This is a genomic window from Symplocastrum torsivum (genome assembly GCF_059505465.1).
The window spans coordinates 72746-88292 of record NZ_JCACKQ010000132.1 but is presented as its reverse complement, the minus strand read 5'-3'; the positions used below and the strand labels follow the sequence as shown (position 1 = coordinate 88292).

Annotated in this window: 16 protein-coding genes; 3 read left to right on the top strand and 13 right to left on the bottom strand. The window is 43.6% G+C overall.

The window, feature by feature from the left end:
- Positions 1-89: 89 nt before the first annotated feature.
- The 9 genes from AC5JL3_RS33475 to AC5JL3_RS33435 all read right to left on the bottom strand — a co-directional run bounded on the left by AC5JL3_RS33475 (position 90) and on the right by AC5JL3_RS33435 (position 9499).
- On the bottom strand, positions 90-1346 hold the full coding sequence (locus tag AC5JL3_RS33475; RefSeq protein ID WP_496078568.1) for a glycosyltransferase family 4 protein: 1257 nt from the start codon (positions 1344-1346) through the stop codon (positions 90-92).
- Positions 1306-2709, bottom strand: coding sequence for a hypothetical protein (locus AC5JL3_RS33470; protein WP_496078567.1), 1404 nt, complete (start codon positions 2707-2709; stop codon positions 1306-1308). Before AC5JL3_RS33470 ends, AC5JL3_RS33475 begins: the two co-directional genes overlap by 41 nt.
- Complete coding sequence (locus AC5JL3_RS33465; protein WP_496078566.1) at positions 2706-3716, bottom strand: glycosyltransferase family 4 protein; 1011 nt, start codon at positions 3714-3716, stop codon at positions 2706-2708. The genes AC5JL3_RS33470 and AC5JL3_RS33465 overlap by 4 nt, the downstream gene beginning before the upstream one ends.
- A 48-nt stretch (positions 3717-3764) precedes the next feature.
- Complete coding sequence (locus AC5JL3_RS33460) at positions 3765-4694, bottom strand: FkbM family methyltransferase (RefSeq protein ID WP_496078565.1); 930 nt, start codon at positions 4692-4694, stop codon at positions 3765-3767.
- Between the two features lie 65 nt (positions 4695-4759).
- The gene (locus tag AC5JL3_RS33455; RefSeq protein ID WP_496078564.1) at positions 4760-5449 is read right to left on the bottom strand and encodes a class I SAM-dependent methyltransferase; all 690 of its coding nucleotides are present in this window, start codon (positions 5447-5449) and stop codon (positions 4760-4762) included.
- Positions 5450-5557: 108 nt separating this feature from the next.
- The gene (locus AC5JL3_RS33450; RefSeq protein ID WP_496078563.1) at positions 5558-6649 is read right to left on the bottom strand and encodes an FG-GAP repeat domain-containing protein; all 1092 of its coding nucleotides are present in this window, start codon (positions 6647-6649) and stop codon (positions 5558-5560) included.
- Between the two features lie 218 nt (positions 6650-6867).
- Complete coding sequence (locus tag AC5JL3_RS33445; protein ID WP_496078562.1) at positions 6868-7965, bottom strand: hypothetical protein; 1098 nt, start codon at positions 7963-7965, stop codon at positions 6868-6870.
- Between the two features lie 44 nt (positions 7966-8009).
- On the bottom strand, positions 8010-8579 hold the full coding sequence (locus AC5JL3_RS33440; RefSeq protein WP_496078561.1) for an acyltransferase: 570 nt from the start codon (positions 8577-8579) through the stop codon (positions 8010-8012).
- Positions 8576-9499 carry a glycosyltransferase family 2 protein gene (locus tag AC5JL3_RS33435; RefSeq protein ID WP_496078560.1) on the bottom strand — a complete coding sequence of 308 codons (924 nt, stop codon included), beginning with the start codon at positions 9497-9499 and terminating at the stop codon, positions 8576-8578. Before AC5JL3_RS33435 ends, AC5JL3_RS33440 begins: the two co-directional genes overlap by 4 nt.
- Before the next feature lie 11 nt (positions 9500-9510).
- On the opposite strand from AC5JL3_RS33435, the gene AC5JL3_RS33430 reads away from it, so the two are divergent.
- Entirely contained in the window at positions 9511-9657 is a 147-nt protein-coding gene (locus tag AC5JL3_RS33430; RefSeq protein WP_496078559.1) for a hypothetical protein, read from the top strand.
- Between the two features lie 311 nt (positions 9658-9968).
- Here the strand turns inward: AC5JL3_RS33430 and AC5JL3_RS33425 are convergent, their stop codons facing one another.
- Positions 9969-10103, bottom strand: coding sequence for a hypothetical protein (locus AC5JL3_RS33425; RefSeq protein ID WP_277927485.1), 135 nt, complete (start codon positions 10101-10103; stop codon positions 9969-9971).
- A gap of 290 nt (positions 10104-10393) precedes the next feature.
- On the opposite strand from AC5JL3_RS33425, the gene AC5JL3_RS33420 reads away from it, so the two are divergent.
- Entirely contained in the window at positions 10394-11176 is a 783-nt protein-coding gene (locus AC5JL3_RS33420) for a DUF1206 domain-containing protein (RefSeq protein WP_496078558.1), read from the top strand.
- A gap of 27 nt (positions 11177-11203) precedes the next feature.
- On the opposite strand, the gene lepB is transcribed toward AC5JL3_RS33420, so the two are convergent.
- The 3 genes from lepB to AC5JL3_RS33405 all read right to left on the bottom strand — a co-directional run bounded on the left by lepB (position 11204) and on the right by AC5JL3_RS33405 (position 14102).
- Positions 11204-12280: a signal peptidase I gene (lepB, locus tag AC5JL3_RS33415; protein ID WP_496078557.1), complete on the bottom strand. Its 1077-nt coding sequence runs from the start codon at positions 12278-12280 to the stop codon at positions 11204-11206.
- A gap of 81 nt (positions 12281-12361) precedes the next feature.
- Positions 12362-13135, bottom strand: a complete 774-nt coding sequence (locus AC5JL3_RS33410; RefSeq protein ID WP_496078556.1) for an SDR family oxidoreductase — start codon at positions 13133-13135, stop codon at positions 12362-12364.
- 106 nt (positions 13136-13241) lie between these two features.
- Positions 13242-14102, bottom strand: coding sequence for a DUF8623 domain-containing protein (locus AC5JL3_RS33405; RefSeq protein WP_496078555.1), 861 nt, complete (start codon positions 14100-14102; stop codon positions 13242-13244).
- A gap of 336 nt (positions 14103-14438) precedes the next feature.
- Here AC5JL3_RS33405 and murG point away from each other — a divergent pair, with 336 nt between their 5' ends.
- Complete coding sequence (murG, locus tag AC5JL3_RS33400) at positions 14439-15527, top strand: undecaprenyldiphospho-muramoylpentapeptide beta-N-acetylglucosaminyltransferase (RefSeq protein ID WP_496078554.1); 1089 nt, start codon at positions 14439-14441, stop codon at positions 15525-15527.
- The last annotated feature ends 20 nt before the right edge of the window (positions 15528-15547 follow it).

Below are 15547 nucleotides of genomic sequence, written 5' to 3'. Positions count from 1 at the left end.
TAGTGAGGAGGGGGTTTGGGGGGCAACGTCCCCCAATCCGGGTTTTTCCAACGAACGATTACTTTTCGCTTAAGTCAGTGCCATTCCCCCTAATACTCTTTCAAAATCTCCTGTACTTTACTAGCTAATTGCTGTCGATATTGCTGCCAGGTTAGCTGTTCGGCTTTATGACGAGCCGCTTGTCCCATGTGAGCTAACTCTTCGGGATGAGTGTAGCACCACTCCAGTTTTTCCTTAAGCGCTTCAACATCACGAACGGGTATGATAAAGCCCTCCACACCATCTGTAACAATATCAGAGCCACCTGCATTAGGCGTAGTAATTAGAGGAATTCCACAAGCCATTGCTTCTAACTGCACCAAGGCAAGTCCTTCAACGAGAGAAGGCAGGACTAAAACATTGGCACTACTGTAGTAGCGGTTTAATGAGGCGTGGGGAACGGATGGAATATGGCGAATCCCCTTAGTGTATTGGTCTAGCCAGTCTTCGGGAAACTCGTTAATCCCGACCAATAATAATTCTGCCTCTGGCAAGCTCAATTCCTGCCACGCTTGTAATAGGTAGTGAACGCCTTTACGCGGCCCTACACGACCGACAAATAAGGTACGAAAAAGTTTGTCGGGTTTAGTTTGGGGATGGAAATAGTCAATCGGTGCGCCGAAGGGAATGACACTAATTTTTTCTGGTTTTGCGCCAGCCTCTAGCAATGAATTTTGGACGAAGGAAGAAGGGACAAAAATGTGATCGGCTAGTTGTATTTCCTGGTCTTTCCGCTCAAGCTTCCAAGCTGGTTCTTGAGTCGCATCTAATGCTGGTGCTAGCTTTGGAAATCGCTTCGCTTCTTCCACCTGGATATCACGACTAGTGGGATAGAAGACAATTGGTAAGTCGTATAGGCAAAGGATACCTTGCTGTTTAGCGGCTTGAAATGTAGTAGCTGCGCCATCTTCATAGGCATAGACGGCATCAATCCCCTGAAGATGCTGTGAGGCGACATGACGGTCTAGGGAAGCATAGACGCGATCGGCTAGCCCTTGATAACTTAAGCCTAAACGACGATACAAACTTGTTTTCACTAACGCCAGTCGTATGATTTCAGGTCGGGGGTATGTCTGTATCTGCACACCTGTCGGGGGAACCCAAGTTCGGCGTTCTAGTTCCTGAGTAACACGGTTTCTAATGGCTTTGGGTAGTAGATTTAAGGTGCGTGACCAAGAGCCTTCTGGATCGTAGGCGATTGTGGTTATCACCTCCTGAAGTAAACCGACTTCCGCAAAAGCGATCGCAGCCTGACGGGAAAATGGATTACCTGTAGGATGAATCAGGGAAATACGAGGATAGGACATCTTGCTGGAATTGTTGTTCTCGTTGCCAGTTCTCTGTCTGCTCCAGTTGAGGCAGCAAAAAGATTAGACCACTGAAAAACCAGTAGTAGACTGCATAGGTATTGAGGAAAACCAGAAAACTATTAATTTGGATTGCCTGAAGGAGAAAAGCCGTAAGTGCTAACTGGCGAAGAAAGGGTCGTTTCAATTTCAAGAAAGTGTGTATGAGCAGAATCAAAATGCTCAGCCTCAAACCATACCAAAAAATAAAACCAATTGGCCCTAATTCCAGGACAATTCTACCCATTTCTCCTTCATTAGGAACGCGAATCGTTTCACCAGCAGGTAAATCCAAGGCTCTGCGAAGGATTGGGGCGGCTTGGTGTGTTGCACCGATGCCATAGCTATCAAGTTCTTTGACGCGGACAAAGTCAAGCGGCTCTGTGAAACTCAGTGAAATCCGCTCAGGTATATCTCGATAATGAGTAGCACGCTGCCAAAACGCATTAATAGCTGGACGAAACCAGATCGAGGCAGCAATGGCAATAACTAAGATCGGTAGGATTAACTTCCTAATCAAACGCAGGCTGCTTACTGGTGTAGCTAGTCCTTTTGCCCCTAGATAACCAACCAAGAATAAAACTTCAGCAAAAATCGTACCACGAGAGCCAGTCATAAACGAGTTAACACTAACCAAAAGGAGTTCAACGAGAGTGACAACTTGCCATCTCGGTGGCTGCTTAACTGAAAGCATAAATATCAGTAGCCCGAAGCAGATGATTAAGTAAACTCCATAGCCACTAATGTAGGGAAAAGTCCCAGTAATTCTAACCGCAGAGTTGATTCCGAATGTAACGACTGCTTGCGCTTCTTCGTTGGAATAGGCATTAATAAAACTTGACGCAGGACTGAAAAACTGGGCAATGCCAATCAGTCCAACTGGAATCGTGAGCAAAAGGTGCGATCGCAAAAATTTGTAAACTTCTTCCTCTGTTTGGAACAACGACGGAACCATCCAAATTAAGGGAAGATACAAAAGATATCCTCTAAGTCCAAAAAGCCCCAACAATGGAGAACCCAAACTCGGATTAAATACCTGAAATAAACACCACCCTATAGTAATAAAGATAATAATATTTATAAGGCTGACTCTAGAAAGAAACTTTTTATCTGAATCTGAAAAACAATAAAAATTAAAATAAGCTCCGAGCAGCACAATATCTTTGAGGAAATAAATCATCTCGTTTGCTTGAGGTAATAGCCATTTCCGCAGTGCCCCCTCTAAAACAAGAAGCAGAAATACGGCTTTCACCCCACGACGCCACTTCAAGGCTGAGCCATAAAAGATAATTACAGCAGCAAGTAGACTAATAATTAACTTCACTGAATAACTTTCTCCAAAACTTGTAAGTAAGCTTTTGCCACTGCCGCTTTTGTGTGACGCGACAAATGTGATTCAGCTTTTTCTCGGTAAGCTGCTAATTTATCAGGATTAATCAATAAATCAAAGAGAGCTTGAGTTAGAGGATTAACATCTCCATTCGGAAAAGTCACACCACAAGCACCAATAGCATCTTTTAGTCCTCCCGCCTCAGAGCCGACGACGACACAACCGCAGGCAATACCCTCTAGTGCTACAATCCCAAAGGGTTCCTCCCAAACCGATGGCACGACCAAAATTTTATGAGCATTCAGTAATTGGGCTAAATCAGTTTCAACTTTTACCCCAGCGAAATTTACTTGCTCAACAAGGCTTAATTGCTTCACCTGTTGGCGTAGGTTAGGTTCTTCTGGCCCACTACCAATAATTGTCAGGGAAGGGCTTAAGTCTAGCTGTTTGAGATTAGCCAAGGCATCTAGCAGTAAGTTAACTCCCTTATCAGAAACCAATCGCCCTAAAAATACAAGGTCTTTATCACGAGAAATCTCTTGCCTTTCGTAAAAGATTTCTTCCCGATAAGGATTAGGCACTACAGTAGATAGCCCTTTTATATGTTCAGCTAAAGCCGAGCTTGCTGAAACATTACTGGCAAACAGTGTTAGATAGCGCTTCAAATAATCCTGAAAGCCAACACGTCCATCCAAGCGACGATACCACGTTTGATGCGTCACGACCCAAGGTCTAGGACTAATGAACAAGGGCCAAATTCCTTTTAGGTTAACGCAGCCTTGAAAATAAATATCGCACCAACGGGTAAGTTTTAAAAGGTTTTGCCAATTCGGTTTTCGGATAACTTCAAAAGGAAAAGACGTTGAATCTTTCGCAGCGACTTGGGTTACGACTTTGACCTGATGTCCTTGATTAACAAACTCATGAGCGAGAATAGAAAGCGTAGTTTCTATTCCTCCAATACTGGGATAAAATAAAGGGGAGTAAATTAAAATTTTCACATTACCCGTTAATCAAACTAATTTTTAACCTTTATAAGCATAGGGTTATCAAGTTTTCTGATTTTGTGATTGTAGTGAATTCCAACCTCGCTTTTTTAGGCGCTCTCTAGCGCGTGACGAGTCTTTGGTAGCTAGATAACTAGGTGGCTCCCACGGGTGCATCAGCTTTTTAGTTGGGGATTCAAGTAGTGGTTTCCAAAACCCTTTCCAGATGCGGAAAATAGTATACCCCTGGTCTTCCAAAAATTGACTGACTGAGCTAGGGTACCCATTATGATCTTCAAAAATGATGTCGCGAATTTGCTGAGCAGTAATTAGGTTTATTGCTCCTTGTATAACTTCAAGTTCGTGCCCTTCAACATCAATTTTTACAAGACCTATGTGGTTCCTAGTTTTTAAGACATTATCTAATTTTTCCAAGGATACTGTATAAGCTTTAAAGTTGTCATCGTTAGCCTGTGTTGATATAACATCTTTAGGTGAAATAATGAAAGCTTCTTCACGATTTCTCATAGGAACACTTAAGACTGCCTCGCCAGAGTGATTGGAAAGAGCTATCTTTTGGGCATAAATATGATTCCAGCCAAGTGTTGTCTGCCAGTTTTTGATATTCTCAGATAACTCTTGATAGACTTCTGGGTTGGGTTCAAAGCACCAAACATGACCCGTTTCTCCAACTCGTTTTGCCATAATTGTTGCCATATAACCAATATTGACCCCAACATCTATAACCGTTTCGCCAGGGTCAATCAAGCGCCATAAAACTTCAGTGACAATCAAGTCATATATTCCCATTGCCCAGACGGAATGCCCAACGACTTCACCTGGCGCTAGAGAAATTTTTAGGTTAACTCCCCAAGGAAGCAGGACATTTTTAAAGAGTTTGTTGTCTGGGTTACGCGATCGCAAAAGCCGTCGATAGATCTGAAGCGGTCTGAAAATATATTCAGGTCTATTTAAATAATTGATGAGTTGCATAGTGTCCAAAACCCTGGATTGTAACCCTGTTGCTTACTGAGTCTAGCGAGCAATCTCTACGAAACCTAGGAATTTCGCTTTGCGATCGCAAGGACATTATCGCTATAACGAACCCCCTTCAATAACCCGGCAGAAACCGTTTGCCAGTGTAGCGCAGGGAATTTGGGAATACCACCAACATTGCTAAAGACAAACGTGGGTACAGAAAAACCAGCTTCCGTGAGAATACGTTCCATATCTTTACGCAGAAGTGCCGTGATATGGGCAGGATAGCAGCTATCACTGAAGGCAACAAAATGCCCTTGTAATAAAAGAGCAAATAAAGAACGCCAGCTTTCATTATTAGGCGTGCTAAAAATCAGTGTTCCACCAGGACGAAGTAAACGAAACCATTCCCGCGCAACTGCTCTAGGATTTTCTAGATGCTCGATTACTTCTGCTGATACAATCACATCGAAGGTGCGATCGGGGATGTCAACTGCCTCGTTCAAATCCCAGCTAAGCCAACTCACAGATTCGTCAAGGCTAACGGGACGCGGCATCATATCAATCGCAGTAAGGGATGTAAAGCGACCTAATGCCTGAAGTTGCCTAGTTAGATATCCCGTGCCAGCACCGAAATCGAGAATATCACCCTTGAGGTCAAACTGTTTCAATACTTGCTCAAACGCTGTATAGATTGGTTCGCCGCTAATACCACTACTGGCAACTGAGGCGAGTTGACGCTGGAGTTTGAGCGTTTGATTGATACTCAATTACATTTTCTCCTAAGTCTGGTCTGTGCTAAGTAGAACGGTGAGATTGTTGTCTTCAATGCCGCACATTAGGAATCGAGAAGCAAGATTAGTTTCCTTCACCAACACTTAGAACGGCGGATATAAATATTGAGTGCCATTACCCACTACTTTCCAATTGATGTCAGTAACATCAACAAGACGAGAGCTTGATGTGATAGTTGCTGTGTTCATTAACCAGAGTCGGTTGAGACCATTGGTAGCATTACGCCAAAGAATATCTGCTCTGCCATCTCCGTTATAGTCACCCGTACCAACGACTCTCCAATTTAAGTTTGGGTCAACATTAATAACTGGGTCAGTTAAGACAGTGGAACCATTCATAATCCAGATTCGATTAGTCCCATTAGTAGAATGACGCCAAAGAATATCTGACTTGTTATCCGCGTTAAAGTCACCAATTCCTGCTATTTGCCAGTTGATATCATTAACCACAGGAAGCTGAGCGTTTGAGATTATAGCTGCCGTGTTCATCAACCAAACTCTGTTCTCACCAGTTGTCAGATTACGCCAAAGAATATCCGATTTACCATCTCCATTAAAGTCACCTGTACCAATGACTTTCCTATTGAGGTTTGGGATAACATTAATAACCGGGTCAGTCAGGACAGTGGAACCGTTCATAATCCAGATGCGATTAGTCCCATTAGTAGCATGACGCCAAAAAATATCCGATTTGCCATCTCCATTAAAATCACCAACCCCAACGACTTCCCAATTGATATCAAGAACATTAAGAAGACGAGAGCTTGATACGATATTCGCCGTGTTCATTAACCAGAGTCTGTTAAGTCCGTTGAGCGGATTCCGCCAAAGGATATCTGATTTGCCATCCCCATTAAAGTCACCTGTGCCGACAACTTTCCAATTTAAGTTTGGGTCAACATTAATAACTGGGTCAGTCAGAACAGTCGAACCGTTCATAATCCAGATTCGATTAGTTCCATTGGTAGAGTGACGCCAAAGAATATCTGATTTGCCATCCCCATTAAAATCGCTGTTGGGAATTTCAGATGCAGCTAAGGATGGATTGGCTAAGAGTGAAACTATTAAAGCCGTACTTGCTATGCGTGAGAACTGAACAATAAAACGAATTTGCTTTGAAAAAGGAAAAAAGGTTTTTGGTCTTTTGCCGCTTATTTGAGAATCCAAAAAAGACATAACTCTTTTTAAACCGCTTTTGTAAACTGCTAGCTTCCGATTCTTGGTAGATGGTTGCGGTCTCATGATTTTGCTATGTTCTAGAGTTAATTTTTTAACTACTATCCTAAAAGCTATCTAGTCTATTTAGGTAGGTTTAACGAAAATTGTTATAGGATTTAAAATTGGGCAAGTGATAGTCTACTTCCCCTTGAAGACTGCAAACTATAAGTTTATACCTACTTACTTGTGTCGGCTAGCAAAGCGGCAAAGGCTTTCGCTTGTACTGAAAGGTTATGAGTTTGATACCAGGCATAGGCATTATTTGCGATCGCCTGCAACTCCTCTAAATTATGGAAGCGTTGTGTATTGTCAACAGGACTCCAGTAGTGTCGTCCAGCGATTATTCCATCTATAGACAATTTATGCGATCGCGGACTGACAGGTAAGATGCCATGAGCGCAGTATGCAGCAAATATAGTGGATTTGGCTAGATAGTTAAGGTGGTAGTTGAAGAAAGCGGCTAGTGAGTTTGAGAGTATATCACTAACGTTCGAGGCTGACTGAGAACCCATCTCTACTACAGGTATGCCGTCAATGGTTGATAACCCCAGTCCAGTCGGGGGGCCAATATCCCAGATTTCCTCAATTTTCAAGCGCTGACAAGTCTCACTCAGTTCTAACCCAGACTTTTGATAAACCCGGATTCGATTACTGCATCCACCAAACACGACTAAACGCCGATACCGTTGTGCTAATGGAGGTACTTGCTTGGGTTCCCCAATCGTGGAAAAGACAGGTAACGTCAGCAGTTGGGTCTGTTTGCTCTGAGCCAGTTCTTGTAAGATTCTACCGTAGCCTTGTTTACTGGTGAGGTAGCGATCGCTTATTTGAACAAGACGGACAGCCAAATGTCGTTGTACGCTGGATAACCAGAAAGCACTTGTCCAAAGTGGCCCCGACGCATACACTTCATGAAACATCGTTACCAAATGTGTGCTAGCAGAATTACGCTTCCAACACTCTAAGCCTTCCACTAACCAAAACGGACAACCTCTCTTCGCGTAGCCATAACCAACATAATGCAGCAAGACAATCGTTCGAGTTTGAGCCTCATTAGGCAGTAAGGATAACAGGCTAGCCGTAGAATGCACTGTCACTTTATTGACAGGAAATCCTTCAATATCTTTTGCTCCAATCCAGTTAGGATTGCCGACAATAAACTGCGTTTCTATACCAAACTCCTTACGGAGTTCACGAGCTAAATTTAGGGAATAATCTCCAATGCCATCAACAGCAGGAGGAAGCCCTGTGACAACTTGGGTGACAACTATCAATGTCTTACTGAACTAGCTTTAATTACTGAGATTACGATTAAAAACTACCAAAATAATCGACGGTAACTGATGTGATACTGCAAATCAGCTTGCCGAATTCCTATTGGCTTAGCTGGCACCCCAGCAACAATAGTAAAAGGGGGAACATTCTTCGTTACAACTGCACCCGCTGCTACAGCAGAACCTTTACCTAAAGTGACTCCCGGTAAAATCATGGCTCGTGTCCCAAGAAAAACATAATCCTCAATTGTTACCGGACGAGTACGACCTGCAAAATCAGCACTTTGTAAGTCATGGTCTGCTGTCAAGATACATACCTCAGCAGAAATCGAAACATTATCTCCAATAATAATACCTCCACGATTATCTAATCGACAATTTTGATTAATGACACTATTGTTGCCCAGCTTAAAGTTGCTTTTTGTATCAAACCATGTTCCCATAAAAACTGCACTATCTAAACCTATATCAAACTTTAGGAAGCTCCGATAAAACCCTAAGCGTACAAAATGGAAGGGAATATGATTGACAATACGATTAGTGAAATATAGAAGCCCTTCCCCAACTATTTGCTTAAATTTATTAATCAAGTAATTGTCTTTTAGTAGAATCATGAGTTGCGGTTGAGTTGTAAAAGGCGATATGACAAATAGGGCAACCCAATTAAGCGAGGCTGTTTAATCAGCTCTGCGCTGAGTCTGAGGAATTGTAAGAAGCTTTTCCTTTGGGTCAAATCTCCATCTCGATTCTCAGAACCAAATAGTTGCTTCCATTCTCTTACCGCTTCCTCTCTACCAATATGAGCGATTGTGGAACTCTTGCTTTCAGAATAACAACGGAAATAACCCAAATAGTCATCAAGCTTCAGAAATTTACCTTGCTTGTAAAGACGACTGAAGAATTCTAAATCAATAGCAAACTGTAAATTAGCATTAAGCAAACCCACTTCATTCATTGCAGAACGCTGCCAGAATGCCGTTTCTGAACAAACATTATAAATACCTGTTTCGGGGTCAAATGAAGGCAGAGAAACCCAGCCCGTTACTTCCCCTATTTCATTAATTAAAATTCTGTTCCCGTGAACAACAACACAATTAGGATGAGCCTGAAATGCTTTAATGATTTTGTAAAATGTTCCTTTCACATAAACATCATCACTATTTATCCAACCAAGAATTTTACCACTACTTTTGTTTAACCCTTGATTGATAGCATCCGCTTGACCTTTATCTTTCTTGGAATGCCAATAAAATAAATATTTTTCGTACCTTTTAATCACTTCAATAGAGCAATCGGTACTCCCGCCATCAATAATAATGTATTCAAGATTCGGATAACCCTGTAAGAGGACAGAACGAATTGTTGCCTCTAGAAATTTCCCTTGATTGTAACTGGGAGTAACAATAGTAAGACGAGGCAATTCTGACCCATCAGGCATGGTTTCAGGTATCACTTTGCTGGATACTGTCCAAGGCCATCCTGATTTGCCAGGTGGAGGGGGTGGTAAATCTTTAAGTGTTAAAGCTGTAGTCATTAGTTAAGCGTGTGACTCAAAAGAGGATTGCCAAAATGCGATCGCGTATGCGACCTGACCCAATCCTTGTCAGTTCAATCAATATCAAGGCTGAACTATCGCCCTTTATTGTGTATTGTGCAACACCTGACGATACAACTCAAGCCATAGCTAGCTGATTTCACATCAAGCCTAGTTGCTGGTTGAAAAGGAAATTTAACCTCAATATCAGGAAGGTTTTGCTGTTGCTTAAGAGAAAATTGAGCCAGCCCAAGCATTTGACTTAATGCTATTTCTAACATCTTTGCAACCTATGAATTGGATCTAGGAACAAGCGCTGTTCACCGCTACCAGTTCATCTGTCGTAATCAAAGATGAAATTGGCTTAACTTGCCTAGATTCTTGCCGAGCAAACCAAAAGCAGGAAGCAAAATTTTACGCGCAGATTTTACTTTCTAGCTGAACGATGTAACAAACCACCACCAAATCACTAGGGCGAAGTCGTGTTTGAGCCAGACGGGATAGCGTGAAAATTACGAGCTATGTAGCCCAATGGTAAACCCGCTAGTAAACCGAGAACCAAAGCCGCACTAATAATTGCAGCAATCAGAGCTTCTTGCTTCACCTCAAAATTCTCCTGATGCTCGTCTTTTTTCAAGAGAACCAAAACATAGGAGTAAATACTTCCCCCTATATGCTTATTTTCTTACTACTGTCACTTAATCTTATTTTGTTTTAACAAAGTCTCTAAAAGAAATTAAGTACTCAGATAGATGTGCATTTTTCTGACAACTAGGTAATGTGCACTGATAACATCAAGTGCAATGCAGAATAGGTAATTTAGGCGAAGAGTTACTTTTTCTTTAGATTTAAGTAATTTACTAAGTTGCTACGAAGCATCTAGGGAGGTAATTTATGTGGGTGGAAAGACTGGCACGAATTGGTTATCTTGCCAAGGGCATCGTTTATGCAATTGTGGGCGTGCTAGCAGTGCAAGCGGCAGTCGGCTCAGGCGGTCAAACAACTGATACAAAAGGTGCGCTTAGTGCGATCGCAGCACAACCCTTTGGAAAGTTTTTATTAGCGTTGTTAACAGTTGGTCTGATTGGATATGTGGTTTGGCGTTTTGTACAAGCTGTTCAAGACCCTGAACACAAAGGTGATGATGCCAAAGGTTGGGCGACTCGCCTGGGTTATGCAGGTAGTGGCTTAATTTATGCGAGTTTAGCCTTCACCGCGATCGGGCTGATTAGGGGTTCGGGTGGTGGCGGCGGTGGCAATTCAAAGCAAGACTGGACAGCCCGCTTGCTTGCACAACCCTTTGGGCAATGGTTAGTTGGTCTTATCGGAGCGTTGGTCATCGGCTTTGGCTTCTACCAACTGTACAAAGCTTATCAAGCTAAATTCCGTAAAAAGATGAAGTTGCAGGAGATGAGTCCTACCGAGGAAACTTGGGCAACACGTATCGGTAGATTTGGTCTAGGGGCACGGGGGGTTGTTTTTTGCATAATTGGCTTCTTCCTACTTCAGGCAGCACGTCAGTCTGACGCTAGCGAAGTAAGAGGGCTGGATGGAGCGCTACAATCCTTGGCACAACAGCCCTATGGCCCTTGGCTTTTGGGGATTGTCGCACTCGGTCTTGTTGCCTATGGCATTCACATGGCGGTACAGGCGCGATATATCCGCATTCCTAGTTGAATTTAGGACTTACGCATTGACAGGAAATTACAGTGACTTGTTTCTTGAGGGGGGCCAATAAATCTTATAGGCTCGACCAACAATATAATGCTTTTGCAAGAATCCCCAAACATGAGAATCAAAGCTATTATCGCGATTATCACCCATTACAACATAAGAGTTAGGTGGAACTGATTCGGACTCCCATTCATAGGTAGGTGGAGCTGCAATATAGGGTTCTTGTAAACGTTGGTCATTAATATAAACCACTCCATCACTAACACTCACAGCTTGTCCTGGCTCACCGATTACCCGCTTAATAAAATATCGTTCCTTGTTGTTGTTCGTCTCAGACTCTAGTAGCTTGGCTGCATCAGGTATTTTGAAGACTATTACATCACCTTGCTGAGGTGAATAATTACGAGACTTACGGACAAAGACTCTATCTCCCACGTCCAACGTTGGTAACATTGATTTGCTTGGAATTTCAAAAAAATCAACTTCTTGTCTAATCCAAGTTGGTAGGTAGCTAGCAATAATTCCAGTAGCTAAAACGAGGATAGTAATAACAATAATCAGATTTTGCCTTTGCCTTTGATGTTTTGGCAATGCAATAAAGGCATGGTAGGAAGCTACGGCTGAAATAATTGGAACAATTAAGAGTAAGTTAGGAAAGATACTGGTAGTAAGAGAGCAAATAATTATTAATGATAAAAAAAAGGCTCCCAGAGCTGCCTTTTCAACGTACAACTGACCAAGACCAGGTAAGATGCGGGAGAGGAAAACGGCAAACCAGGGACTTTTGACACTTCTAGGAATTTTCTCAGTTGCGTTTGCTTCCGACTGCTTATTGGCGCAGGCGAAGGCATCGAAGAGACTCCAGATATAGACAGCAACAGCAAAAAGTAAACAGATAAGTCCTGTAGCTGTATTTCCAGTAGGACTGAATATAGACCAAAAGGCGATCGCAATTAGCAATACCTCACTAGCGATAAATCCCAATCCCTTCAATTTTTCCCCGGCATAAAGTTGTCCAATACCAGGGAAAAACATCGAGAGATTAACAGCTAACCAGGGTTCAGGAGGAGATTTTGAGCTTTGACCTGATGCTGCGCTCAAAGGCATAACTCTAAGTGATGAGTGAGCAAATGGTATTTTGTAAACTTTGTCTGAAATTGTCGTTCAAACGTAGCAAATTACCACACTTCAAGTTTGACGACTGACTTGCGTAGCACTGGCTTGAGCCGTTGGCATAAGGATAACTTCGTTAATGTTGACATGGGGCGATCGCGTTGCACAGAAGAAAATCACATCAGCAACATCATCTGGCGTTAACGGTGTCACCCCTTGGTAAACCTTCTTAGCACGCTCAGTGTCACCCCGAAATCGAACATTACTAAAATCAGTTTCCACCATGCCGGGGTCTACGGAACTAACTCGCACAGGTGTACCCAAAAGGTCTTGCTTTAACCCCTCAGAAATGGATTTAACAGCCGCTTTTGTCGCACAGTAGACGCTGCCACCCGGATAGGTTTGATGACCCGCAATTGAGCCAATATTAATCACATGACCTCTGCCACGACTGACCATTCCTGGTAGCAGCGATCGCGTCATGTAAAGTAATCCTTTGATATTGGTATCAATCATCTCTTCCCAGTCTTGGATACTGGCTTCATGAACCTTATCTAGCCCCCGACTAAGACCAGCATTGTTGATCAAGATGTCCACCTCTTGCCAAGATGCGGGTAGACTCTCAAGTGTAGTTTGAACTTGAGTGCGATCGCTTACATCCAATGGCAGCAGATGCAGTTCACAAGCATACGTCTTACTAAGTTGGTCAGCTAGCTGTTCTAAACGTTCCTGACGCCGTGCTGTAAGGATAAGTTTCGCCCCAGCTTGAGCAAATACCCTGGCACACGCTTCACCAATACCACTGCTAGCACCCGTAATCAAAACGATTTGATCTTTTACTGCAACCATAGAAATTTCTGTATCCAACTGGGTAAGCGATTACACATTTAGTTGGTTGTAAGAGGTGAAAGGTAAGTCTTGTAGGGGCGCACGGCTGTGCGCCCTTAGCTGTATATTAAGTCGAAGGCTTCTTTGAAGCAGAGGAACTACCCACAACTGGCAAGCGCTGCGTAATCATCGTCATCCCATCTCCCCGAATCAATACCGCCGAAATCCAACGGTCTTCATCGGTCGAAGGGGCTTTACCCACTTTAAAAATTCCACCAGCAGGCAATAACTCTAGAGCAAAATCGGCTGGGGTGGTGTAGCGTTCTGACTTTACAGGTTCTTCCAACGCTGTTCCCAAGAGAAAGTCATCTCCTAGTGGTTCTTTGACAATGACATCAAAGTTGTACTCCTGACCTACACGCACTTCATTGGGTAACTGCACATCCACTGTAGGAGGATTGACTCCTGAGGTTAGCTGAGTGCGTTCGGCTAAGATGTCCTGCTGAACAATTGTTTGGTTCTCAAAGTGCTGACGCGATCGCAAAGTTGCTTCCAGTTTCATCGCCATGCTTTCACTAGGCTGGCTACCTGTAATGTACGTCACCGTTTCCGCAATAATCTCATCACCCTCTCGCGTCCAATCCTGAAGTTCTGTACGATACGTTAACTCAGGGTAGCGTTCCCATAACTGAGTTAGAGCTTGCTCCATCGAAGCACGAGTTAAACCATCGGAATGTTTGAAATCAGCGCCATAAAACTGCATCACAGCCTGTAGATTACGGCTATTAGCAGCCGCATCAATTTGAGAGAGAGCATCTTTTAGCTGAGGTGGGGCCGTTTCAGGACTTTCAGCTTGGGCATTTCCTGACCATCCTGCTGTGAAACCTAGTGTTAACAGAAGAAACGCTGACCAGCCCAAGGAGCGAGATTTGGCTTTGGCAGTCAGGGATTGGGATAGCTGACCGAGTGAAATTGCCGGATTGTACATTGAGAGATGGGGTAGGGAATAGTTTAATCAAAGGATAGGCGTTTAATCATCAAAGCTTAGATGCTATACTCGCCAATTTACACCTGATTGTTGATTTTAGCTGACCAAGAAAGGCAGGAGGCAGAGGGCAGAGGGCTTTTATGCTTGCTTTTATACCCAATTGCCATCTGCCTTCGACCGAAAGGGAGCACTTGGTACAAGCCCCTCCAATCCTTGTTGATTGGGTTGCTCCCAATTGGGGAGTCTCAATCCCCTTCTAATTGGTTCCCTTTTGCCGTCTGCCTCCTGCCCTCTGCCTTCTTCAAAGTACTGTCGCCTCTAGGAGAAAAAGACACTTTGGCTACCGCACCGATTCGATTGCTGATTGCCGCCAGTGGCACTGGGGGACACTTATTTCCTGCGATCGCACTCGCCCAACAGTTACCCGATTATAAAATCGAGTGGCTAGGTGTTCCTGACCGACTCGAACGAGAACTAGTCCCCGCGCAGTATCCCCTCCACATGATTCCTGTAGAAGGCTTTCAACAGCGTTTGGGTCTGGGTACCTTACGAATCTTAGGGCGACTTGCCAGTTCCGTGCGTCAGGTGCGGCAACTGATCAAAACCAATAAATTTGATTGTGTCTTTACGACAGGCGGCTATATTGCAAGTCCTGCAATAATTGCCGCACGTTGGCAGGGGGTGCCAGTGATTCTACATGAATCGAATGCCATTCCTGGCAAAGTCACTCGCTTTTTTAGCCCGTTGTGTAGTCTTGTGGCTCTAGGGTTTGAATCGACTACCCAGTACCTACCGAGAGCAAAAACTGTTCATGTCGGGACACCTGTGCGCTCTAATTTTCGTAGCATCCAGAAGCTGGAACTACCCATTCCTGACGATGTGCCGTTAATTGTTGTAGTGGGAGGTTCCCAAGGTGCGATCGCAGTAAACGAACTGGTACGTCAATGTGCGCCTACTTGGTTTGAAGCAGGTGCCTGGGTTGTTCATTTAACGGGTGAAAAAGACCCAGACGCAGCTAGCTTAAAGCACCCTCAATACTTGCAAATGCCATTTTATGAAAACATGGCAGGACTACTCCAACGAGCAAATCTAGCCGTTAGCCGTGCTGGTGCAGGAACATTAACGGAACTCGCAATTACTAAGACACCCGCCATTTTAATCCCTTACCCCTACGCTGCCGAAGACCACCAATCCTTCAACGCCGCTAGCTTTGCTGATGCGGGTGCAGCTTTGGTATTTCGTCAGGCAGAACTGACACCCGAATTGCTCCAAAGTAAGGTAATGAATTTATTGCAGTCACCGCAAGCTTTGCAACAAATGGCACAAAACGCAGCTTCCCTTGCCATTCCAGATAGTGCGGAACGTCTTGCGGCTTTGATTAGTCAACAGCTCAAACTTGATCAAGGCATTGCCAACTTGAGGTAGTTAAAAACTTCCGCCACTAC

Bases quoted from the DNA above. Each gene is read 5' to 3' on its own strand.
- AC5JL3_RS33435 (WP_496078560.1), bottom strand. From the start codon at position 9,499: ATGACTACAGCTTTAACACTTAAAGATTTACCACCCCCTCCACCTGGC.
- AC5JL3_RS33405 (WP_496078555.1), bottom strand. From the start codon at position 14,102: ATGTACAATCCGGCAATTTCACTCGGTCAGCTATCCCAATCCCTGACT.
- lepB (WP_496078557.1), bottom strand. From the start codon at position 12,280: ATGCCTTTGAGCGCAGCATCAGGTCAAAGCTCAAAATCTCCTCCTGAA.
- AC5JL3_RS33450 (WP_496078563.1), bottom strand. From the start codon at position 6,649: ATGTCTTTTTTGGATTCTCAAATAAGCGGCAAAAGACCAAAAACCTTT.
- AC5JL3_RS33410 (WP_496078556.1), bottom strand. From the start codon at position 13,135: ATGGTTGCAGTAAAAGATCAAATCGTTTTGATTACGGGTGCTAGCAGT.
- AC5JL3_RS33475 (WP_496078568.1), bottom strand. From the start codon at position 1,346: ATGTCCTATCCTCGTATTTCCCTGATTCATCCTACAGGTAATCCATTT.
- AC5JL3_RS33420 (WP_496078558.1), top strand. From the start codon at position 10,394: ATGTGGGTGGAAAGACTGGCACGAATTGGTTATCTTGCCAAGGGCATC.
- AC5JL3_RS33460 (WP_496078565.1), bottom strand. From the start codon at position 4,694: ATGCAACTCATCAATTATTTAAATAGACCTGAATATATTTTCAGACCG.
- AC5JL3_RS33440 (WP_496078561.1), bottom strand. From the start codon at position 8,579: ATGATTCTACTAAAAGACAATTACTTGATTAATAAATTTAAGCAAATA.